Genomic DNA, 21,969 nt, shown 5'->3' on the forward strand with positions numbered 1-21,969 from the left:
CCATGCTTAACCTTGCCGAATACCGCCAGCGGCCCGCCTTGCTGGCCGACTGGCTTCCCTGGGCTGGGCTGATCGCGCCGGGCGTGGTGCTGAACAAGGATGGCTCGTTTCAGCGCACGGCGCGCTTTCGCGGGCCTGATCTGGACAGCGCCACGCAGGGCGAATTGATCGCCACGACGGCACGGCTAAACAACGCGTTGCGCCGGCTGGGTTCGGGCTGGGCGCTGTTCGTGGAAGCCGAGCGCCAGTCGGCCGCGGACTATCCGCATTCCGACTTTCCCGAACCGCTGTCCTGGCTGGTGGACGAAGAACGCCGCGCTGCCTTTGAGGAATCGGGGAACCACTACGAAAGCAGCTATCACCTGACGCTAGCCTATCTGCCGCCGGAGGAATCCCGCGCTCGTGCAGCCAAGCTGCTCTACGAGCACGCGCCGGGCGATGGTGTGGACTGGCGCGGTCGGCTTGACGCCTTCCTGGCAGAAACGGATCGGGTTTTCGACCTGCTCGATGGCGTGATGCCAGAAATCGTCTGGTTGGACGATGCCGCGACGCTGACTTATCTTCACGCCACGGTGTCCACGCGGCGCTACCGGCTGGCCGTGCCCGAGGTGCCTTTCCACCTCGACGCACTGCTGGCCGATTCCGCCCTAGTCGGCGGCCTTGCGCCCATGCTGGGTGACCAGCATCTGCGCGTGGTGTCGGTGCGGGGCTTTCCGACCTCGACCTGGCCGGGCCTGCTGGACGACCTCAATCGCCTGGGCTTTGCCTATCGCTGGAGTACCCGGTTTCTCTGCCTCGATAAAGCCGAGGCGGAAAAGGAGCTGGGCCGCCTGCGTCGCCAGTGGTTTGCGAAACGGAAGAATGTCATTGCGCTACTGCGCGAAACCATCTTCCAGCAGGAATCGCCGCTGGTGGACACGGATGCCAGCAACAAGGCGGCCGACGCGGATGCCGCCTTGCAAGAGCTTGGCAGCGATCAAGTCGCCTTCGGCTACCTCACCGCCACGGTGACGGTGTTCGATGACGACCCTGCCGTAGCCGACGAAAAGCTGCGCATGGTGGAACGTGTCATCCAAGGACGTGGCTTCGTCACCATCCCCGAAACCTTAAATGCAGTCGATGCGTGGCTGTCGTCCATACCAGGCAATGCCTATGCCAACGTGCGCCAGCCCATCGTCTCGACGCTGAATCTGGCGCACATGATGCCGGTGTCCGCCGTGTGGGCTGGGCCGGAGAAAAACGCCCATCTCGACGGCCCGCCGCTGATCGTCACGCGCACGGATGGCGCGACGCCGTTCCGGCTGGTGACGCACATCGGCGACGTGGGGCATACGCTGGTCGCGGGGCCGACGGGCATGGGAAAATCTGTCCTGCTGGCGATGCTCGCCTTGCAGTTCCGCCGCTATGGCGGCTCGCGCATCTTCGCCTTCGACATGGGGCGATCCATGCGGGCGACGGTGCTGGGCCTGGGCGGCGAACACTACGACCTCGGCGCGGACGGCGCCATTGCCTTTCAGCCCTTGGCCCGTATCGACAGCGAAGGCTATCGCACCTGGGCCGCCGAGTGGATCGAAGGCCGCCTGCTGCATGAAGGCGTGACCGTCGGCCCCGACGAGAAAGCCGCCATTTGGTCGGCGCTCGGCAGCCTCGCTGGTGCGCCGGTGGAGCAGCGCACGATGACCGGGCTTTCGGTGCTGCTGCAATCGAACGCGCTGCGGCAGGCATTGTCGCCGTATGTGCTGGGCGGCGCGCACGGCAAGCTACTGGATGCCGACCGCGACCGGCTCGGCAGCGGCGACGTGCAGGGCTTTGAGATGGAAGAGCTAATGCACAGCCCCGCCGCCGTGCAAGCGGTGCTGCGCTACTTGTTCGCCCGCTTCGATGCACGTTTCGACGGTGCTCCCACGCTGCTGATTCTCGATGAAGCCTGGCTATTCCTTGATGAACCGTCCTTCGCGGCACGCATCCGGCAATGGTTGAAAACTCTGCGCAAGAAAAACGTGTCGGTGATCTTCGCCACGCAGTCGCTTGCCGACATCAAGGATTCGACCATCGCGCCCGCGATCATCGAAAGCTGCGCGAGCCGGATTTTCTTGCCCAACCCGCAGGCGACCGAGCCGCAGATTCGCACGGTCTACGAGGGCTTTGGCCTCAACAGTCGGCAAATCGAAATCGTCGCCACCGCGCAGCCCAAGCGCGACTACTACTACCAATCGCGCCTGGGCAATCGTCTGTTCGACCTCGACCTGGGGCCAGCCGCGCTCGCCTTCTCGGGCGCATCCACACCGCAAGACCAACGCGACATTGACCGAGTGCTGACGCAGGCCGGCGCTCCCGGCTTCGCCGGTGCGTGGCTACGCCATCGCGGCCTCGATTGGGCCGCCGACCTGCTGCCGTCCTCGCCGTCGGCGGCTTCTTTCCTCGCTACTCAACCCCTGGAGATTTCGCCATGAAGACCCGTGTACTTTCCGTTTCGCTCGCCGCCGCGCTGGCCGGCTCGCTGATGCTCGCTCAGCCAGCGGCGGCGCTCACTTTCGTTGATCCCGTCAACTTGGTGCAGAACACGCTGACTGCCATCCGCACGCTGGAGCAGATCAACAACCAGATCAACCAGCTCCAGAACGAAGCGCAGATGTTGATGAACCAGGCGCGCAACCTGGCGAATCTCGACTTCAACATCGTCAACCGGCTGCGCTCGACGCTCGCCACGACTGAACGCCTGATTGCCGAGGCGCAAGGGCTGGCCTACGACGTGCAGAGCATGGATGCCACGTTCTCGCGCCTGTACCCGGAGCAGTACGCCGCCACCATCAGCGGCGACCGCATGGCACAGGACGCACGCGAACGCTGGAAGAACACGCTCGACGGCCTGCACACCGCGATGCGGATGCAGGCGCAGGTGTCGCAGAACCTGACGCAAGACGAAAGCGCGCTGGCCGACCTCGTGAGCCAAAGCCAATCGGCCACGGGTGCGCTGCAAGCGATGCAGGCAACGAACCAGCTTCTCGCCTTGCAGGCCAAGCAGTCCATCCAGGCCCAGCAGCTCCAGATCACACAAGACAGGGCGGCCTCGCTGGAGCTGGCGCGGCAGGCAGCGGCCACCGAGCGCGCCCGCGAAGTGCGGCGGCGCTTCCTGGGCACCGGCACGCCGTACACACCGCAGTCCGTCAACTTCTACAACAACTGACGGGAGGCGGCCATGCGATGCGTTCCTGTCCTGCTGGCCGTGCTGCTGACCGCATGCGGCCAGCAGCCGGCTGAAGACCTGACCGCCACCTTGGCCGCCGATCCCGTGCGGCTCAAGGCGCTGCGCGCCCAATGCGCAGCCGACCGGCAAACCGCAGGCGAAGACACCTGTCGCGCCGCTGCCGAAGCCTTCCGGCGGCGCTTCTTCACCGGCCAGACTGGGCCGGACGAATACCGGACGCTGGCAGAACTGCCGCCGATTCCGGCGAGTTTCGACACGCCAACCGACGACGCGCCGGAAGGTGATGCGTCGCTCGCCGCTGCGGAGGACACGCCATGAACGACGTAACGATCATCGACAGATTCCTCGATACCTTCTCGCGCTACATCGACTCCGGTTTCGGTCTGCTGCAAGGCGAAGTCGCGTTCCTGACGGCCACTCTCATTGTCATCGACATGACCATTGCCGGTCTGTATTGGGCCATGAGCCATGCGACCGGCCAGGGCGAGGACGTGATCGCCAAGCTGCTGCGCAAGGTGCTTTACGTCGGTGCCTTCGCCTACATCATCGGTAACTTCAATTGGCTGTCGAGCATCGTGTTCCGCTCGTTCGCCGGGCTAGGCATCACCGCCACTGGCTCGGCCATAACGATGGAGAACTTCTTGCAGCCGGGTCGGCTTGCCAAGACCGGCATCGACGCCGCTGCGCCGATCCTCGACCAGATCGGTGACATGGCCGGCTTCCCCGAAGTGTTCGTGAACCTCGACCCCATCGTGGTGCTGTTCATCGCTTGGCTGGTGGTGATCCTCTGTTTCTTCGTGCTCGCGGTTCAGCTTTTCATCACGTTGATCGAGTTCAAGCTGACCACGCTTGCCGGCTTCGTCTTGATCCCGTTTGCGCTCTGGAACAAAACCTCGTTCCTCGCGGAAAAGGTGCTCGGCAATGTGGTTTCGTCAGGCATCAAGGTCTTGGTGCTGGCGGTAATCGTCGGCATCGGCTCGGGCCTGTTCGCGGAGTTCCAGGTTCATCCCGACGAGCCTTCCATCGACCATGCGCTTGTCGTGATGCTGGCTTCGCTTGCCTTGCTGGCGCTGGGCATCTTCGGCCCCGGCATCGCCACGGGCCTTGTGTCCGGTGCGCCGCAGCTCGGCGCGGGTGCGATGGCGGGCGCTGCCGTCGGCGCGGTAGGCACGGGTGTTGCCATCGGTGCCGCCGCGACCGGCGTGGGCGGTGCCGTCATGGCGGGCGCACGCATGGCCCCGGCCGCCGCAAAGCTGGCCGGGAGCGGCGCACGCGCCGCCACGTCGGCGGCCAGCAGCGCCAAGTCCGCATTCCAGGCCGGTTCCGCCGCTGCGGGCGGCGGGGCTAAAGGCGCGGCTGCGGGCCTCGGCAATGTCGCCAAGACCGGCGCGCAAGCGGCAGGCCGCCGAGCTGCATCGGGCGCTTCCGCTGCCGGTCAGAAGGTGGCCGACTCCTTCCGGGCAGGATGGAACGGTGCGGATGTCGGCGCTGCCGGTTCCGGCCAGGCCGCCGCAGGCGAAGGCGCAGCCAGCGCGCCGAAGCAAGAGCAACCCGCCTGGGCAAAGCGGATGCACCGCCGCCAGCAGATCACCCATGCCGCAACCACCGCAGCCCACACGCTGCGCAGTGGCGACGGCGGCGGCTCAGGGCAAGGCCCAAGCCTGCGCCCCGATGCGTGACCCGATACCTGACCACCAAGGAGAACCCTATGCGATTCAAACGCCCGCAGGTGCGCTATGCCGACACGCCGCAGCCTGCCACCCCGTACCAATCCGCCGCGCAGGTGTGGGACGAGCGCATCGGCTCGGCCCGCGTCCAGGCCAAGAACTGGCGTTTTATGGCCTTCGGCTGCCTCACGCTTGCGCTGCTGATGGCCGGTGGCCTGGTGTGGCGCTCGGCGCAGTCCATCGTCACCCCTTACGTCATCGAGGTCGATCAGTCGGGGCAGGTGCGCGCCGTCGGCGAAGCCGCCACGCCGTACCGGCCCGCCGATGCGCAGATCGCGCACCACCTGGCGCGCTTCGTGACGCTGGTGCGCTCGCTGTCTATCGATCCCATCGTGGTGCGGCAAAACTGGCTGGACGCCTACGACTACACCACCGACAAAGGCGCGGCGGTGCTCAACGACTACGCCAGCAAGAACGATCCTTTCGCCCGTGTTGGCCGCGAGTCGGTGACGGTGCAGATCACCAGCGTGGTACGCGCCAGCGATGCCTCGTTCAACGTCCGTTGGACGGAGCAACGGTTCATCAACGGTGCCCCCGCCGGGACCGAGCGATGGAACGCGGTGCTTTCCACCGTCCTGCAAACCCCGCGCACCGAACAGCGCCTGCGCAAGAACCCGCTGGGTATCTACGTCAACGGCCTGTCGTGGAGCCGCGAACTGGATTCTTCTGAAGGAGCCAAGCCATGAACCTGTCTTTCCGCTTATACGCTTTCGCGCTGACCGTGGTGGCCCTGTCGGGCTGCGCTTCGCAGGGCAAGCCGCCTCCGTCCATTTCGCTCGATGAGCCGGTGCAGGCACAGCCGCTGCCGGAGCCGCCTGCTCCAGTGGAAGTCGTCGCCATGCCCGAGCCGCTGGCGCTGCCAGCGCAGTTGAAGCCGCTGCACGAGTTGGACGCGGCCCCGGCTAAGCCGGAGCCGGCCGATGAGAAGGTGCGCGTTTCCCGTGCCAATGCCGAGGCGCGCATCGCGCCCACGCGCGAGGGCTACGTCAATGCGATTCAGGTGTGGCCCTTCACCGATGGTGCGCTCTACCAAGTCTATGCCGCGCCGGGACGCGTGACCGTGGTTTCCTTGCAGCCGGGCGAGGAACTAGTGACGGTCGCAGCCGGCGATACCGTGCGCTGGATCGTCGGTGACACGTCCAGCGGCAGCGGCGACGCGATGCGCATCAATGTGCTGGTCAAGCCCATCCGCTCAGGCCTCAAGACGAATTTGGTCATCACCACCAGTCGCAGAACATACCTGCTGGAACTGACCTCGACGGAAAAGGCATGGATGGCGTCGGTGTCCTGGGACTACCCAAAAGACCGGATGTTGGCCTTGCAGCGCCAGTCGCAGGCGGCTAGCGCCGCCGCACCGGTCGATACCGGACTGTCGCTGGAGAAGATCCGCTTCCGATATTCCGTCTCAGGCAGCAATCCGCCGTGGAAGCCGCTGCGCGCCTTCGACGATGGCGAGAAGGTCTATATCCAGTTCCCGCCGGGAATCGCCCAAGGCGAGCTGCCACCGCTGTTCGTCATCGGCGCGCAGGGCGACGGACAACTGGTGAATTACCGTTTTCGCTCGCCTTACTACATCGTGGATCGGCTGTTCGGCGCGGCCGAACTGCGCCTGGGCGGCGACAAGGGTGACGTGGTGCGTATCGAACGCACGGATGGCTTGGCGCGGAGGAACTGACCATGAGCCAGGACGACACTCCCGACCTCGCCACGCCGCATGCGGGCAAGGTGGCACCCGAGGCAGTTGCGCTGCGCGCCCAACCGCGCCCGGTCACGCGCCTGAACCGGCGCACGCTGGCCATCCTCGTCGGCGGTCTCTCGGTCGCTGTGCTCGGCGCGCTGATGTGGTCGCTGCAACCGCAGCGGCGCGGTGCAGGCGAGCAGACCGAGCTTTACAACGTCGATCGCGTCTCGAAGTCCGAAGGGTTGGACGCGCTGCCGGCGGACTACTCGAAGCTGCCGCCCCCCTTGGCGGCATCCGTGCCGGAGTTGGGGCCGCCGCTGCCAGGCGATCTTGGCCCGGCCATTGTGAAGTCGCAGCAGCCGGTGACGGCCGCCTACGCGGCCCCCGGCAACGACCCCAACGACGCGTTGCGCAAGGAAGCCGAAGCAGCAGCGGCATCGGCGGTGTTCTTCCGCTCTGGTTCGCAGAAGGCCGCGCCGGTGGCGCAGACACAGGTAGCCGCTGCGCCGGGCTTCACCGCCAATGCGGCCTTCGACCCGCTGGCGGCCGGGCCTGCGTCGACGGCGGCCCAGCCCGCCGACCCGACCGCCGTGCAGAACCGGCAAGACCAGAAAGAGGCATTCCAGAAAGCCGGAACCACGGAAGCCCGTGATTCCGGCAACCTGACGCTGCCGGCGTCGCCGTATCAGGTCATGGCCGGAACGGTGGTCGCCGGGGCGCTGGTGACGGGCATCAAGTCGGACTTGCCGGGCGATGTGATCGCCACAGTGACGGAGCCGGTCTATGACACGGCTACCGGCAAGTTCCTGCTGATCCCGCAGGGGTCACGCATCCTGGGCAAATACAACAGCCAGGTCAGCTACGGGCAGAGCCGCGTGCAAGTGGTGTGGAACCGGATCATCCTGCCCGACACGTCTTCGCTCAAGCTCGACAACTTGGCCGGCACCGATCCGGCCGGCTACGCCGGCTTGGAAGATGATGTGGATTGGCATTGGGATCGCGTCTTTGCCGGTGCGGCACTGACGACGCTACTGGGCATCGGTGCCGAACTGGCTGCGCCGGAGAACCGGCAGGACGGTGATCGCGTCATCATCGCCGGCCGCGATAGCGCCCAGGACAGCATCAATCAGGTCGGTCAGGAGATGACCCGGCGCAACCTCAACATCCAGCCCACCTTGACGGAGCGCCCCGGCTTGCCGGTTCGCATCATCGTCAACCGCGATCTGGTGCTGCGGCCGTACCAGCCACTTTTCTTCAACAGGGGGACTTCGCGATGACGACGCGCAAGCTACGGCTCGGGCCGCTGCCGAAAACGGAATCCACGAAGCTGACTTTTGCTTGCCCGGCCAGCCTGAAAGCCGACCTCGACCGCTACGCTACGCTGCACGCGCAGACCTACGGCGAGGCGGTCGATGCCACGGTGCTAATTCCGCACATGCTAGAAGCCTTCATGGTCGGAGATCGGGGATTCAGGAAGGGAGGCGCGGGCAAGGCCGCGCCGCCGAAGCCAAGCTGATGATGCCGGTTTCCGCTGGCGGCCATCCCTCAAACGCGCAGCCCAAGGCTGCGCGTTCTTCATTCTGGAGGACGGCGACCGATTGGGCTATGAAGACCAAACGCGGCTACCGCCTGCAGGCAACCGCCCCCGATGCAGCACGCTCGGGCTTTCTACCGCGAAGCTCCTATGTGGCTCCCAGCCCACAACGCCACAGCCCCGCAAGGCGGCCCGAAGTAGAGCCAAACCCGCACCCCATATAGACTTCCGGCCATCAGGCTGATTTCAACAATCGCTTGACTGCGGACATTTTTTATTGCTGCGCTGCGCTCCAGGCGTCCAGTTCTTCCTTCGTTTCGAACGACACAACTACTACAGCATCATGATCAGGGCGTTGCGGCTGTCGCACCATCTGAAAAGGCGGCTCAAAGGTCATATAGTAAATAGGCTGTTCCCGGCGTGCCACCCACTCAGCTTGTTTCCGTTCTGCCAGTTCACAGGCCTCATCATACGTGTCAGCCTGAGCCAGCCATGTCGGCCTATCCCACGCCCCGCCGTTCAGACAGTACACGTGAAATTTCTCGTTATGGGTGACGCAGTAAGGATGATCCCACCAGGCATCGAGCTGGGCCTTGCTGCGCTTCTCGTTAGGCGTAATGTCGAAATTCTTCGGAAGTGTAGGGTTGTTCGGGATCTGGTTAGGCATCATGCGCCTCCTGTTCATACACGCCACGGGGAAGCGCCCGCATGTCATCAGTAATGACAAAAAGCGATTCTGAAATCGTGTTGCCTGTTGGGCGCCCGTCCCCGCAAATTACCACGGCATCATTGCCTGGGTAGCGAGCCGACTCAATGACGGCGAATTCTATGCCATCTGCACGGCGAAACCAGTACAGGCTTTCACCTTCCGGTGATGTTTCAATAGTCTTGCGGAAAAACGTTCCTTCCAGTGTTTCGGGGATGTAAGGCATAAACACTCCTTGTGTACGAAAAAGACCACAAGTTGTTACCCCTGCGGCCTGATCGGGCGAATGCTGCCATTAAGACGGTTAATCGCCCTTGTAAGGTGAGGCAACAAAATGGATTCTAACGCTGTAGCTAACATTCCAGTAGGAATAATTATCCCCGCGAACGCGGATCTAAAACTGATCATCTTTGACTTTCCCAGCATCCGTCCGCTGGGCCAGCAGCAGCAAACACGGGTTCAGCAAGGCGATACACTGTACCGGGTACTGTAAACCCCTGTCCTGCCTATGTCGGTCAGCAGGACTGGAGGCGTGAAGTTCACGTGCTGTGGCCATATACAGACTGGTCTTCCCATGACTCACTGTCATGTTCAAGGGGGCCGGTGATCCATTGTGCGGTGCGTGAAGCTCGGGAGCGAAAAGCCCATGTTTCGTCAGGGCCGATAGTGACGTTTTCCTCCGTCAATGAGGCGTTTTCTGGCATTACAGGTAACTTGCGGGTATCACGATCACCGCTTCCCAGCCAGTGTTCTACTTGCGCCTGGGTCTGAAACAAAAAAGCATGCATATGGCAGGCTGTACCGTCATTGATACCGTACATCCGAAGTCCATCATCAAACTCAGCTATAAAAATATTGTGTGACATACATTAACCTCATGGAATTCGCTTTTTCAGGGGCGAATCCTGGTGCCTTAATTAAAGGGTAAAAAGGTAAACGCTCACCAATGGTACAATATAAAAAACCAATAACGTCATCCACGAACCTTTTTTGAGGCCGTAGATGATTTTAAACGTAGTATCTCTAAACTCGTACAAAATGGAGCATCAAAATAATGAAAATAAACATGGGTAGTCTGAAAAGCGCTGCACCGCTCTTTGTTCTTATTGGCTTGATGATCGCGTTTTCGGCCTATGTGAAATCATGGGCATTGTTATACACGTTGCTGGCGTCATCAGTCATGCTCACAGTCATGATATCGTTGCCATTTCTTGTCTCGCCTTTACAGCATTCAAAATTCATAGTCCTGCGAATTTTACGTTTACTGGTTATTACGCTCTGGGCGGTTGGCCTTGTCGGCGTACTCTTTTCAGTTGTGGAACGCCTTGTATGGGTTAATGCTGACAGCTATCCGTCATGGCTGGCGAAGGAACTGGATTCCCCGACCATCACGGATGGTGAAACTTTTATTAAAGCTACAGAGTCTTTTGAGAAGACCTGCGGTAAAAATAAAGGTTCTCTCAGCGTTGTCGCAAGGCATAACGGCATGTTTATGCGCTGCGATGATAGCGTCTCTTTCGACACCTGGTGGAAGGGGGTTTACCAACTTAAAACACCTGAGACTCGATGATGCATTTCTTTAGTGCAGCAACAGAATGGCCGTATTGTGGTTAAGACATTTTCGACGATATCAGCTACTCCACTGTGGCGGGAAAAGATTCCCCTCTCAGCCACCGGGTACGCAATCTTAGTGGCTCCACTATACCGGGTACAGTTTCCACTTCAGCCTCATCGTGCTATCAGGGCCGTTCACCCTTCACGAACCACTTTATCGGGTATATCTTCCTTCCCGTGACATCACGCCATCCGGGGCGGAGGCAGTAACGGGCTCCACTATACCGGGTAAAACTTGCCAACCAGTGCCGCCACATTTCCGGTGCCTGGTTCGCAAGGGGCCTTATCCACTATACCGGGTATGGATCACATTTTCGTGGCTCCACTGTACCGGGTATAGTTCACATTTTGGTTGAAAAACACACAGAATCGTCAGGGTAAGGCTGAAGAGAAAGGGCTGCATCGGAGTTTTAGGGCTGACATTACCCGGTGTAGTGGAGATCCACTGTACCGGGTAAAAACAGAGCGGAAAGGAGAAGAATATCCACTATTCCGGGTAATGCAGCCACCCACGCGGCAGGCAGCTGCATTATCCGGCATCTATCATGGCTTCATGTTTCTTTTCAGAATATTCAGTACATAATCGCCGTTTTCTTTGTCTATGGAGTATTCCAGAAAACCGATCTCTTTAAGCTGGCCCAGCGCCTTTTTAACTGTGGCATTCTGGTTGCCAAGATGTGAGGACAGTTGCAGGCGTTCACGCAGCCGGTCAAATCCGATACGGTAAAAGGTGCTCGGTAACTCAGCCAGATACAGATACAGGGCCTGTGCGGACTCCTTACGGGCCAGTTTCTGCAACGTCTTCAGGTAGAGTCGGGTTTTACCGTCGACGCGATACAGCGTATTGAGCTTCGAATTTGGCTTGATGACGATTTTCCCGGTGGAACTGTCGTAGTACGTGGATTCCACGAGGTGCATGTTTATCGTTATCTGATCGTCTGTACCGGGTATTTTCTTAATGAACGAGATACTGGTTCGGGCAATACGCGTCAATGAAGCATCAAAACGCTCTTTCAATTGCCTATCAATGCGCTTAGTGTCAAAACCGCAGAACTTAGCAAACTCCGGGAAATTCAGCTCCAGCTGACCTTCCGAGTCGAGCGGACGGTTAGACAATGCATAAACGATCCCACACCATGATTTGAAGTCAGAGTCCATGTCGAGGCGCGGGCCATAAATTTGGATCTGGCTGTAGCCTTCACCCTCGACAATGGATAGTCTCGAAAGGGGTTCGGTGGCATCGATGCGGTGACTCTTCCGGCCACCCTTATCCGTGGATTTCAGTGTTGGCACAAACACACCCAGACGGAGTAAAACTTTCGGCTGAATGGTCTGTCTTAGCGTGGGAAGCAGTTGGATAACTTCCCCGGAATCTTTTAGGGACTCTTCAATGACAAGAGATAACTTGTTGTTATTACTAGACATATAGAAAGATCCGTTTTGTGCATAAGATCTACATCCTACCCGGTATAGTGTATCGAATCCACCCGGTATAGTGGATTATGCACCCTGTATAGTGGATGGATTACCCGACATAGTGTATTTCGCCCCCTGTACAGTGGATGGCGATCCGCTGAGAGCCCCGATATTACTGGCCTGCGAGGATCGTTATTCCTTTTTGATCTGCTATTGATCCTATATTGATCTTTATTATTATTCTATCCTGTTGATAACTATGCACAGAGACGTCATGAAGCATTACGATCGAAATGTGAGTAAATTCCGATCCGTTCTAAGAACCGCACTAGCACACTTCTTCCCTTGTAGAAAAAGTTACTTTTTTGACGCAAGCGGCTACAGAGTTATGAGGAGAGAGAGCGGAGAAAATGCAGGAAATGGCGTCACGAAAAAAAGCCGCCAGAGTGACTGACGGCTTTTTATGGTTACTTCAGCTCATCAATTTGGATCATAAACTCAGCGGCTCCGGTCTTGCCGTTCTCTGATGGATAAACCGGCATGAGAAGATTATCACCCATACCCATGTCGATATTAACATTTACAGACTCCCCAGGAGCTGCCTCCGCTCCATTAAACACTATCCCGAAGTTGGCATCCTTACGTACTGAGAGGGTCGCGTTCTGTAAGCCTTTGGCTATTTCACCGTTAGTCTTGCGGAGCATGTTTGTAGACAGATAGGCAAGTGGCACGTTATCAGAGGTTTTGAGCGCCGACTTTACTGCAAGGGTTCGAAGGTTATGCAGCTGTACCAAGTTATTCGGGAGATAACTGAACTTCTGTGTGTAAGTTTTTGTGTTGGACTGGCTGTCCGACACTGTCACACTGAGAGCATAGTTTTCAGAGGGCTCGAAATTCGGGAATATGCGCGGATATTCCGGCGAGTATATGTCTTTACCAGCAGGTGACCAACTGAGTTCAACATTGTCTGATGTCGGTCCGCCAGTTAGCTGGAGACGAGTAATGCGAGGTGTGGTCAGGTTATCGCTCAGTGCAATGCGCAGATTTTCCAGACCATAGACGACGGTGTCATCCTTTACCGGCTTCCCTTCGAAGGTAATAGCAACCGTTGGGGGTGTGGCATCGAGAGCTATCACGCCATAGGTTTTGTTTGTCTGGTTACCGAAACGATCCTGAATATTCACTTCAACGTTGTATTGCCCTTCAGACTGCCGGGAAAGGTCATACTCAATCGTGTAGTTACCCGCGTTTCTGGACTTTTCGACTCCCACAGGCGTCATGCGCTGTTTGGAGTTCTTATCGGTAAGATAGAATCCGAGGAGTCTGAATCCGTCGAACCAATCATTATCTCTGTTGAGATGAGCTTCAACAGTCAGTATCTTAGATGTCGGGCTGTAGGTGATCTCACCAATTTCTGGGACGATTTGATTGTTCCAGCGTGTCATAACCCACTGCTCGGAACGAAGAATAGGGTTCGCGACACTGCGTACATAATAAAGTGTACGGTTATAACCCTGAGTCCCTACCGCCATATCAAAATTCTCAGGAGCTTCGCAACTTGTCTGGCCAACCGGAATGCGGCAGGTTAGGCGTCCCCCAACTTCCTGCTCAAACGGTCTGGCTTCTACATTAAATCTTGCCCGGACGATTTTAATCGGCAATCTGGAAGACAGAACTGTCTCGAAGTCCTTCGACTTATACCAGGTGCCATTGCTATCCTGAAAATCCTCCCAGGTGCCAGTAAAAGCAGGCGTCTTGTTTGCGTTCGGGTTGAGCGTCATCGTGTAGGTCGGGAAGTATCCTGCCCACTGTCCAAAGTTGGCCATACGAGCCATATCCCCATTGAAGGCACCAAATGGCAGCGTCATTTCGACATAGCTGTAGGTGGCATCAGAAGCGATTTCTTTTGCAGCCGAATAAAGGTTAATAAATTCCAGTCCACCCTCTGCATATGCCCGGTAGTTAGATCTCGGGATTTTATACACCAGCCTGATAGGGTTTTCGTTAACCACCATACCGGCTTTATAGGCCGGGTAGTTTTTCACGCCGGGAACGACGCTGGTTGCATCATTTGGATCATGAACAGCGAAAAGGGATATCTCACCAATTGTATTATCAAACCGAAATTTTTGGGTCGGTAACGTGCGGATATTCCCGGCGGTGTCGTAAATTTTGGCTTTTGCCTGAAATTCTTCGTCAAGGTTGCTATCAGGGATGCCCGGTTGCTTCACACTTGCGAAGGTGTAGGGCAGGTACATCGTCTTGTCACCGACGTTGTATTTCATTGGCGTTGAGCTGAAAAGGGTTCCATTAGCGCGATAGATTTCAAATATGCCTTTATCTATTCCAACCGCATCAGCGATGCCCGTTGATAAAAAGCTGTATTGCGCCACAGCTTCAAGACCTAATTTAAATACCGCTCCAGTTCCAGTGCCCAGTGATGTGGTTGCTGTAAGGGCATTTGCAGCCGGAGGTGTGGTGTCTATTGTCCAGTTGTAGTTATACGTAGCTACCACTGACTGATTCAGATCCAAAATGTTGACCTGGACGATCAGTTTTCCTTCCCCGAGAGCGGGTAAAGTTACTTTCTTCCCGTAAAATTCACTGCCGTCGGCTGCTTTTAGCCGATCAGCCACACCGGTACGGGTAGTGGTGGTATTGTACAACTGCGCCCCGGTTTCCCGGGTCACTTTAACGTTTACAAAGCGATCCAATCCAGAAATAAGCGTCAGCGTTACGGTAGAAGCCGGATTGAGTAGCATCCGGGTTGAAGGCGCGTGTACTTCAATGCCATTGGTATCTGTAAAGCTGGATTCATAAATCTGAGCTGTTACCGGAACTGAGACGCCGAGCAAAACCATAGCCAAAGTTATAGTCTGATATTTCATTCAGTATTCCCCTATTGTTTTGTCGTTATTTTAAACGATTCACCTCCGGCACTTTTTCGTTAAGCAGAGTATTTCTGGGCCGTTAATCAGCGGATATTGTCACTTTCGCTGGCCTGGCAAAAGGCGCACAAACGGGCGTTGTTTTACTGAATAATTACACCTCTTATCACCCGGGTGATGAAAACGTTTCGGGTAAAATTTCCTGGCCAACCAGGAGAACATAAATGAAATTTTACAGAGGTCCGTTGATCGCCGCCGTCTATGCGGCACTGCTGTTCCCACTTTGCGGCCAGGCTCAGCTGTACAACTATTCGTACACCGACACACGTGGTACGAAAGTGAATGCTGAACCCTCCAGAGCGTATCTCAACCCAGGTAGCGCAATTACGCTGAACTTGATATCTGGTCTCGACCGCTACGAGCGCGTTACCGTGACACGATCATCAGATAATGTGCAGATGTTCCAGAGTGTCACCGGCCTGGTGACAGTGGCCGACAGGATCACTGCCGCTGATGGTAGTGAGTACTACGGCAAATCCATGGCACTGCCGGTACTGGGCGAGGGGACTTTTGCCCTTAAATCCGAAACCCTCGACAATAAGTCGAATGTCGTGGCCACAACCAGCTACTCCTTCAGCATTGATACCCGCGTATCTTCCCCGCAACAGATGATGCAGATTCCTACGTGCTGACTGCCATAGCAATGGATGAAGCCGGAAACAGCACCACAAAGAGCAGCCGGTTCCGCTACGTACCGAACAACCTGATTGAATTTAATACCATCAAGACGCTGGCTGTGGGCATGGGGCTGAAGACATCAGATAACCAGCCACTGGCGTATCTGCGGACCAACAGCATCCGGAAGAAAGATGGTTCGCTGATCACAGGAGTGCAGACCGGCACGCTGACGGTCCGTAAAGATGCGGCCTTTGCGGTCAGTATGAATGGGGCGACTGTCATTCCCGGAGATTCGAAAGACATCACAATAGACTTCGGTCAAGGGGATGGCATCCTGATCCCGATCTTCCCGGCCACCAGCGGCAAAGTTGGCGAATCCCGCTTCATGATCGAGCTGCCGCAAATCCAATAAACACCACAGAACCGGCCCCGTCATACGGGGCCTTTTCATGGTGTCTTAACGTAGCCAGAAAGAAACGGAACAGGCTGATTTAGTCGAATGTCAGAGATTGCTGAGAAAACGTTTATCACGCATTTCGCTCCACTGGAGAGAATTTGCTATCGCGCTCCCCGGGTGCAGGGTCTCACGCCCGATCGCCATCAAATTCAAATGCAGCTCCAATTTTTGCGTCTTGGCGTCACCTGGTTACCACCCGCACTCGCCATGGCAGAACTGGAACACCTTCTTAAGGGGTATGACGCCGACCACTGTCGGCTACTGGAAAACGTCCTGGATACAGCCCACCGGCATTACCTGGAGTCCTGTGGACCGCTAAAGAGAGAAGGGGGCCGCGTCGGGAACCGCATATCAGGCACCCGCCACGACGAAGCACATTTGTGTGTACGGTTTATGTCAACACGCTATGAATTGGCCACTGAGCTTTGTGCCGCTTATGTGTGCAGCAGGTATGCTTATGGGTGATCGTACCGGTTACTTCTTGTCTTCCAACGAGGCCAAGCGGCTAATTTCTTTCATACCGAGACGAGCGGCCACGCCCATGGCGGAGGCTTCGAGTTCGGCCTTGCCGTGTGAGACGATTTTGTCCATGGATTCCTGCATCAACTGGGTGCTGAAGGCCAGATTAACCGGCAGGTTGGCGATTGCGCCGGACAGAGACTGATATACTTCTTCAAGCTCGCGCTTTCCTGCCTTGCCTTTTGCCACCAGCAAAGCCAGTGCTTTCAGCTTTTCATTCACTTTCGCCATCTCGCGCTCAGAGGCTTCCCGGATCTGACGCTCATAACGTTCGCGTGTCGACTCAATATAGCCAATCTCCGGCTGGCGCTCATAGTCGCCGCGAATCAAACTGTTAATGGTACACGGCACGCCGTCACTCATTCCGAACGATGTGATCATTGAGGCCCACTGAGCCGGAGACAGACTGACTTTCAGAAGTGGGGAACGGCGTCTGCCTTCCGCCAGCCGATGACGGATCACTCCATCGCGCTCAACCTGCTCTGATTCACTGAAGGTCAGCGTAATCACCTCTTTATGAATGAGGTCGGAGGCATACAAGCGCTGCCCCGTCGTTGTCGTGCGGCTTACCGATACCTGCCCGTATGCCGTGTGACGGGTGATCACCTCTTCCATCTCGTTTTCTGTTACCGTCGGTATTACTGTGTTTTCCATTGTCATGCCCTGAATCGAATTAATGTTGACAGCGTCTGGCGTAATACCGATGTGAGACCGGACTGCCTGGGAACTTTACCCGTATCACTCGCTAAATTGGACGCCCGCTGACCGGAGTAACTCTCTGACATCGTCTGCCAGGAAATACGTTTCTGTTGTGTTGCCCGGGCCATCAAAGAAACAGGTCTCGGGCAACTGAATTGCCTGCGACTGCTGCTGTATCTGTTCCCGGGACTCGTTACTTTCGACGATAGCATCGGCAATGACTTCTGTTGCCCAATCGCGATCAAAGCCAGGCATCGTATGGAGTGATGCCACCATGTCGCTGGGTAAGGCATCGATATAGTCCAGAGCCGCCTGAGCTACCGAAATCAGTTCTTTCATGGTTGTCACCTTACTGTTGTGCTCATTCACCGCGCTTAACTCGCGTGAGCCGATTCTTTACGTTTATTGATAAGAAACTCTTCACCGCACGTTCCGCATTTCAAAATGTATTCTGCGTGCCTGAGTTGCTTTAAGGACATTGCTTTGCAAACGGGGCAGGCAAGGTGTTCTGAAAGCCGACGCATCAGTTGATTAATTTCAGAGCATTGTTCTGGCGTTAACTTGTGGCGGGTTTCCCACTTATAGGTCGCTTCCCGCACGACACGAGCCACGATATTTTTACCCTTCATCACTCTTGTCCTCCGGTGCAGCCAGCCATCTTACTCACTTCCGTGCGCATGTCAGCGAATAATGACCAGGTCAGGACCAAAACTGAATCCATCGCCCATCCGGTCGGAATGCTTCGATACATACGATTTCCCGTACTTCTCCAGGTCTTGCAGGCTTGATTTTGCCAGATTCCATGAATACTCATGCCCCCAGATTTCCCCATCCCGATCAGCAAATCTTGCGGGTTTATAGTTGTCCTTGAGCAGAGCATAGACACGTTCGAGAGTTGGTAATTCTGGACTGGTCTTAACGTTAGATGCGTCAGCGTTCGTCATTATTATGTACTCATTCGAGTTGATGGATAGGGAAGGTTGCACGCGAACTGTGGCGCTCCCCGTTTTACTGATAACCTGTCGGTGCTCATGCACTACGAAATTAGAATGATTGAAGGCACGTCACGCTTCCCGAAAACCTTTTCCCGTTCCGGCGTTTAGGAAGCGAGTATTCGCCGTCAAACCGGTAGATGCCGACCTTAGAGCAGGGTCCTCCGTCTTTAACCAATTCCCAGATGAAATCGGCACGGTCACTGAAATAGCCAGGACCTTCGTCAAAGGATGAAAATTCACTATGCACAACACACAGATCGCCGTGCTGACCGTTGATAAAAACGAAGTGACCTTTATGCTTTTCGCCTGGCTTCGCATCGAGGTGTCCAAACGTTTGATACATTACGGAGGCTTGATGTTCTGCCCCTGTCTTTCCAAGTAATTCACGCATCTCACTCCCCCTTTGCAGTTGCGACCATTGCACGGTAAACATCTGCAAGACGCTGGCTCATTAATCGAGACATTTTTCCAGTGGCCGAAGTTATCTGCTTCCGGCCTGCAATTAGCTGTTCCATCGTGGGAACTACCGGGACGCGGGTCATACCTTCCACTTCTCCTGCGCCAGTAGTGGTAACTTGATCAACATACTGCTCAACCTGATGCTGCTCTTCGTCGGTCCTCCATTATGATTTCTTCAATCAGACGTCTTACAACCCAGTTACTTAGGTTGCTTTGTGACGGAAGGCGCTTATACCTTCCGCCTCGGCCATTTCGTTGCCCGCGCTGAGCATTCCAGCGTCGAAGTACGCCATCGTTAATTTTCGGTGGTAGTGTGGCAACATCGCCCATCTGCCTGACTCCTGTCCTGAATTATTTCACTCGGGGCCAAAATACCGCTGTGTTGTTTGCCAGGTTACACCCCTGGCACCAACAGGGACGGGCTGTTATAAGAAAAGCGGTCTACTGGAGCATCTTCAAATCCGTGGTTCGGCGCATCTGGTGTCAGAACAAGGCCGTCATGTGCCGCGTGAATATGCAGCAGTGAATCACTGCCCGTGTCGATGTGCAGCGTCGGTACACCCCGATCGATCTCAAAAATGAGGCCGAAACAAGTCGTGCCGGATTCATTCACCACTTCACACTGAATGTTTTTCTCTTCTAACAACACCTTCACCTGATAGGACTGACAGTCTTCTTCTGGCAGCTGGGTTTCACCCAGTTGCCAGTCCTGTAACGTCCGGATAATCTCTGAAGGCGTTGCCTGCGATTCCGGCGTCAGAAGCGCATACACCTGCTGGCGGAACTGCTGGCTCAACTCCTCCATCAGGGGATTGTCCTCGCCATCGAAATGTTCTTCCCAGCCATCAGGATCAGCGTGCATCCAAACGTTATGCGTCAGAGACGGTAGTGAGTCGTCAGGGTGTACGATGAGATATGGGGAGCTTTCTTTTGTTTCCAGATAGCGGACAGGCTGGCCATCCAGCAAAGCTTCATCAACTGCCGTACCATCGGTTTCCGGCAATGCGATTTCCGTGACATTGCCGCCGCAATGCTCTGCCACAACACGCCCCAGATCCTCCATCAGTGCGCGATGTTTTTCTGGAGAATCCAGCTCGCCCAATAATTCCGGTTTTACCAGTAATGCAGTAATAATTGTTGCCAGTTCACGAGTTGAAATTAATTTAGCCATGATAGTCATCCTTTCATCTGATGTGTTAATTCTAACAGTTTCGGTTTGCTGGCTAATAACCCGGCGTGAAGTTTTTTAAAAATATATTCGCCCTTTAAACAAAGAGCGAACAATGGAATTAAAAAAGGACAAATTTGTAATTAATGAATCAGGAGGCTGCTTTAACTAATAAGCCAGGGCGACCGTTGGTATACCTGTCAGGCGGCGAAATACCGAATTCATGATTCAGGGAGTCAGTTGAAAGGACCATGCCGCCGTGAGCAGCCTGGACGTGCAGAACTGAAGGATCAGTGTCACCCGCGTTTACATGGACCGAGGGAACACCATTTTCAATTAACAACGTCAGGGCCATTACCAGGCGTGATTCCACATCCTGTACTGCCAGCTGGGCATGACCGCCGAGCGCCATAGTAACGATAAACTCTGCTGAAGACCCGGGCTGTTCGTCGTCGAGGTTGCAGTAATCACGCATTCGTACCACCTGCGAGGGAAGATTAGCATGGTTGGTTTGTGTCTGAAGGAGCATCCGCTGGAGGGCGTAGCGGCGAACTGAGCACTCTTTATGCGTCGGCAATTCATCAGGGCTTTCTTCGTCGCTGCCTTTGATATGGTCAAGCCAGCCATCTCGGGCATGGTGACGCCAGACATTATCGGTGAGGGAGTGCATGTCCGCGCCGGGAGATACGACGAGATAAGGGGTTACATCCGGAGAGGTCAGATAATCGGCCTGGCTTGATTCATCGCGATCCACCGGCATGATCACACCGTCAATCTCTCCTCCGCAATGTTTCGCCACCAGCTCAGCGATATCCTGCATAAATGCTTTATGCGACTCCGGTGTTTTTAATTCATTCATTAATGTGGGTTGCACCAGTAATCCACAGACAATTTCCGCAAGCTCGGCAGGTAATAGACATTTTGGCATGGTTGGTTCTCCTCTTTTTTGAATGAGAACACTCTAACATTCCGGCTTATTTTCCAAATAAGTTGAAGGCATTTATTTTTTTAAAAATTCATATCCAAACTATAATTAAAATAGTCCATTTTAATCTCAGAAAAGTAACTTTTCTAAAGGCTTACCGGGAGGGCATTAACGAGTGTTTCGTAATCACATTTGTGCCAGTTGAAAGCCGGTGTGCATGACCATTGTTTCGTGACCTTAAACCCAGGAATCGTCGAGCGTCTGGGAGAAAGGCTGCGACACCTTCGGTTAAGATGGGTCTTGTGAGTGGGGAAGGGACGCTACAGCCGGAAGACAAACTGAATCTGCCATTTCAGCCCGCGAGTATCCCGACCCTGTGCCACCGTTTTATAGCTAACATTTCTCCTTTACTGTAGCATTCTGCCGTTTCGCCATCCTCTCGGAACTTCGGTATACCGCGAGCGGAATATTTGCCAGTCATATGGCCCTTACTGGTAACCGGAAAAAAGCTTCATGAAGGCGGATAGGAAGTTCCTTAGACGCATATGGTGTTTTTAAAGGCACTGTTGCAAATAGTCGGTGGTGATAAACTTATCATCCCCTTTTGCTGATGGAGCTGCACATGAACCCATTCAAAGGCCGGCATTTTCAGCGTGACATCATTCTGTGGGCCGTACGCTGGTACTGCAAATACGGCATCAGTTACCGTGAGCTGCAGGAGATGCTGGCTGAACGCGGAGTGAATGTCGATCACTCCACGATTTACCGCTGGGTTCAGCGTTATGCGCCTGAAATGGAAAAACGGCTGCGCTGGTACTGGCGTAACCCTTCCGATCTTTGCCCGTGGCACATGGATGAAACCTACGTGAAGGTCAATGGCCGCTGGGCGTATCTGTACCGGGCCGTCGACAGCCGGGGCCGCACTGTCGATTTTTATCTCTCCTCCCGTCGTAACAGCAAAGCTGCATACCGGTTTCTGGGTAAAATCCTCAACAACGTGAAGAAGTGGCAGATCCCGCGATTCATCAACACGGATAAAGCGCCCGCCTATGGTCGCGCGCTTGCTCTGCTCAAACGCGAAGGCCGGTGCCCGTCTGACGTTGAACACCGACAGATTAAGTACCGGAACAACGTGATTGAATGCGATCATGGCAAACTGAAACGGATAATCGACGCCACGCTGGGATTTAAATCCATGAAGACGGCTTACGCCACCATCAAAGGTATTGAGGTGATGCGTGCACTACGCAAAGGCCAGGCCTCAGCATTTTATTATGGTGATCCCCTGGGCGAAT

The 21,969-nt window shown here is 55.8% G+C and carries 25 protein-coding genes; 13 read left to right on the forward strand and 12 right to left on the reverse strand.

Annotated features, from left to right (window positions below; all coding sequences use genetic code 11):
- The first annotated feature begins 2 nt into the window (after positions 1-2).
- The 8 genes from trbE to SK39_RS25000 are packed head-to-tail and all read left to right on the forward strand — an operon-like array spanning position 3 to position 8,132.
- The gene (gene trbE, locus SK39_RS24965; RefSeq protein ID WP_004883099.1) at positions 3-2,453 is read left to right on the forward strand and encodes a conjugal transfer protein TrbE; all 2,451 of its coding nucleotides are present in this window, start codon (positions 3-5) and stop codon (positions 2,451-2,453) included.
- Complete coding sequence (gene trbJ, locus SK39_RS24970; protein WP_004883101.1) at positions 2,450-3,187, forward strand: P-type conjugative transfer protein TrbJ; 738 nt, start codon at positions 2,450-2,452, stop codon at positions 3,185-3,187. Before trbE ends, trbJ begins: the two co-directional genes overlap by 4 nt.
- A gap of 12 nt (positions 3,188-3,199) precedes the next feature.
- Positions 3,200-3,526, forward strand: coding sequence for a hypothetical protein (locus SK39_RS24975; RefSeq protein WP_004883103.1), 327 nt, complete (start codon positions 3,200-3,202; stop codon positions 3,524-3,526).
- Complete coding sequence (gene trbL, locus SK39_RS24980) at positions 3,523-4,887, forward strand: P-type conjugative transfer protein TrbL (protein WP_004883106.1); 1,365 nt, start codon at positions 3,523-3,525, stop codon at positions 4,885-4,887. The genes SK39_RS24975 and trbL overlap by 4 nt, the downstream gene beginning before the upstream one ends.
- 29 nt (positions 4,888-4,916) lie before the next feature.
- Positions 4,917-5,621, forward strand: coding sequence for a conjugal transfer protein TrbF (gene trbF, locus SK39_RS24985; protein ID WP_004883108.1), 705 nt, complete (start codon positions 4,917-4,919; stop codon positions 5,619-5,621).
- Positions 5,618-6,610, forward strand: coding sequence for a P-type conjugative transfer protein TrbG (gene trbG, locus SK39_RS24990; RefSeq protein ID WP_004883112.1), 993 nt, complete (start codon positions 5,618-5,620; stop codon positions 6,608-6,610). Before trbF ends, trbG begins: the two co-directional genes overlap by 4 nt.
- A 2-nt stretch (positions 6,611-6,612) precedes the next feature.
- Entirely contained in the window at positions 6,613-7,893 is a 1,281-nt protein-coding gene (locus tag SK39_RS24995; protein ID WP_004883119.1) for a TraB/TrbI/VirB10 family type IV secretion system protein, read from the forward strand.
- Positions 7,890-8,132, forward strand: a complete 243-nt coding sequence (locus SK39_RS25000) for a DUF2274 domain-containing protein (protein ID WP_004883121.1) — start codon at positions 7,890-7,892, stop codon at positions 8,130-8,132. The genes SK39_RS24995 and SK39_RS25000 overlap by 4 nt, the downstream gene beginning before the upstream one ends.
- 292 nt (positions 8,133-8,424) lie before the next feature.
- On the opposite strand, the gene SK39_RS25005 is transcribed toward SK39_RS25000, so the two are convergent.
- Together SK39_RS25005 and SK39_RS25010 are read right to left on the reverse strand one after the other, a co-directional pair.
- Complete coding sequence (locus tag SK39_RS25005) at positions 8,425-8,820, reverse strand: DNA-binding protein (protein ID WP_223203170.1); 396 nt, start codon at positions 8,818-8,820, stop codon at positions 8,425-8,427.
- The gene (locus SK39_RS25010) at positions 8,810-9,082 is read right to left on the reverse strand and encodes a hypothetical protein (protein ID WP_022652138.1); all 273 of its coding nucleotides are present in this window, start codon (positions 9,080-9,082) and stop codon (positions 8,810-8,812) included. The genes SK39_RS25005 and SK39_RS25010 overlap by 11 nt, the downstream gene beginning before the upstream one ends.
- A gap of 108 nt (positions 9,083-9,190) precedes the next feature.
- Between SK39_RS25010 and SK39_RS27335 the strand changes: the two genes are divergently transcribed.
- Positions 9,191-9,349, forward strand: a complete 159-nt coding sequence (locus SK39_RS27335) for a hypothetical protein (protein WP_022652137.1) — start codon at positions 9,191-9,193, stop codon at positions 9,347-9,349.
- A 46-nt stretch (positions 9,350-9,395) separates the two neighbouring features.
- Here the strand turns inward: SK39_RS27335 and SK39_RS27465 are convergent, their stop codons facing one another.
- Positions 9,396-9,722: a hypothetical protein gene (locus tag SK39_RS27465; RefSeq protein WP_015063087.1), complete on the reverse strand. Its 327-nt coding sequence runs from the start codon at positions 9,720-9,722 to the stop codon at positions 9,396-9,398.
- A 188-nt stretch (positions 9,723-9,910) separates the two neighbouring features.
- On the opposite strand from SK39_RS27465, the gene SK39_RS26990 reads away from it, so the two are divergent.
- On the forward strand, positions 9,911-10,426 hold the full coding sequence (locus SK39_RS26990) for a hypothetical protein (RefSeq protein ID WP_015063086.1): 516 nt from the start codon (positions 9,911-9,913) through the stop codon (positions 10,424-10,426).
- A gap of 587 nt (positions 10,427-11,013) precedes the next feature.
- Here the strand turns inward: SK39_RS26990 and SK39_RS25025 are convergent.
- Positions 11,014-11,895 (reverse strand): RepB family plasmid replication initiator protein, encoded by an 882-nt coding sequence (locus SK39_RS25025; protein ID WP_015063085.1) that lies wholly within the window; start codon positions 11,893-11,895, stop codon positions 11,014-11,016.
- Between the two features lie 458 nt (positions 11,896-12,353).
- Positions 12,354-14,774: an Ig-like domain-containing protein gene (locus SK39_RS25030; protein WP_015063084.1), complete on the reverse strand. Its 2,421-nt coding sequence runs from the start codon at positions 14,772-14,774 to the stop codon at positions 12,354-12,356.
- 224 nt (positions 14,775-14,998) lie between these two features.
- On the opposite strand from SK39_RS25030, the gene SK39_RS27720 reads away from it, so the two are divergent.
- Positions 14,999-15,466, forward strand: a complete 468-nt coding sequence (locus tag SK39_RS27720) for a DUF4165 domain-containing protein (protein WP_015063083.1) — start codon at positions 14,999-15,001, stop codon at positions 15,464-15,466.
- Positions 15,460-15,864: an Ig-like domain-containing protein gene (locus SK39_RS27725; RefSeq protein WP_071787996.1), complete on the forward strand. Its 405-nt coding sequence runs from the start codon at positions 15,460-15,462 to the stop codon at positions 15,862-15,864. The genes SK39_RS27720 and SK39_RS27725 overlap by 7 nt, the downstream gene beginning before the upstream one ends.
- Before the next feature lie 519 nt (positions 15,865-16,383).
- On the opposite strand, the gene SK39_RS25050 is transcribed toward SK39_RS27725, so the two are convergent.
- From SK39_RS25050 to SK39_RS25080, 7 genes are all read right to left on the reverse strand, one after another.
- A complete protein-coding gene (locus tag SK39_RS25050) occupies positions 16,384-17,082 on the reverse strand; it encodes a hypothetical protein (RefSeq protein WP_022652135.1) in 699 nt (232 codons plus the stop codon).
- A gap of 84 nt (positions 17,083-17,166) precedes the next feature.
- Positions 17,167-17,466, reverse strand: coding sequence for a hypothetical protein (locus SK39_RS25055; RefSeq protein WP_032610385.1), 300 nt, complete (start codon positions 17,464-17,466; stop codon positions 17,167-17,169).
- A gap of 35 nt (positions 17,467-17,501) precedes the next feature.
- Positions 17,502-17,759 carry a hypothetical protein gene (locus tag SK39_RS25060; protein ID WP_125362998.1) on the reverse strand — a complete coding sequence of 86 codons (258 nt, stop codon included), beginning with the start codon at positions 17,757-17,759 and terminating at the stop codon, positions 17,502-17,504.
- A 48-nt stretch (positions 17,760-17,807) separates the two neighbouring features.
- A complete protein-coding gene (locus tag SK39_RS25065; RefSeq protein WP_022652132.1) occupies positions 17,808-18,071 on the reverse strand; it encodes a hypothetical protein in 264 nt (87 codons plus the stop codon).
- Positions 18,072-18,171: 100 nt separating this feature from the next.
- A complete protein-coding gene (locus SK39_RS25070) occupies positions 18,172-18,513 on the reverse strand; it encodes a hypothetical protein (protein WP_032610383.1) in 342 nt (113 codons plus the stop codon).
- 462 nt (positions 18,514-18,975) lie between these two features.
- Positions 18,976-19,752, reverse strand: coding sequence for a hypothetical protein (locus SK39_RS25075; protein WP_022652130.1), 777 nt, complete (start codon positions 19,750-19,752; stop codon positions 18,976-18,978).
- A 148-nt stretch (positions 19,753-19,900) separates the two neighbouring features.
- Positions 19,901-20,677: a hypothetical protein gene (locus SK39_RS25080; RefSeq protein WP_022652129.1), complete on the reverse strand. Its 777-nt coding sequence runs from the start codon at positions 20,675-20,677 to the stop codon at positions 19,901-19,903.
- A gap of 619 nt (positions 20,678-21,296) precedes the next feature.
- Between SK39_RS25080 and SK39_RS25085 the strand changes: the two genes are divergently transcribed.
- Positions 21,297-21,969 (forward strand): IS6-like element IS26 family transposase (locus SK39_RS25085; protein WP_048217600.1); only part of this gene is annotated, 673 nt, incomplete at its 3' end.

It is taken from the genome of Citrobacter sp. BIDMC107 (assembly GCF_001037575.1).
GTDB lineage: Bacteria > Pseudomonadota > Gammaproteobacteria > Enterobacterales > Enterobacteriaceae > Citrobacter > Citrobacter freundii.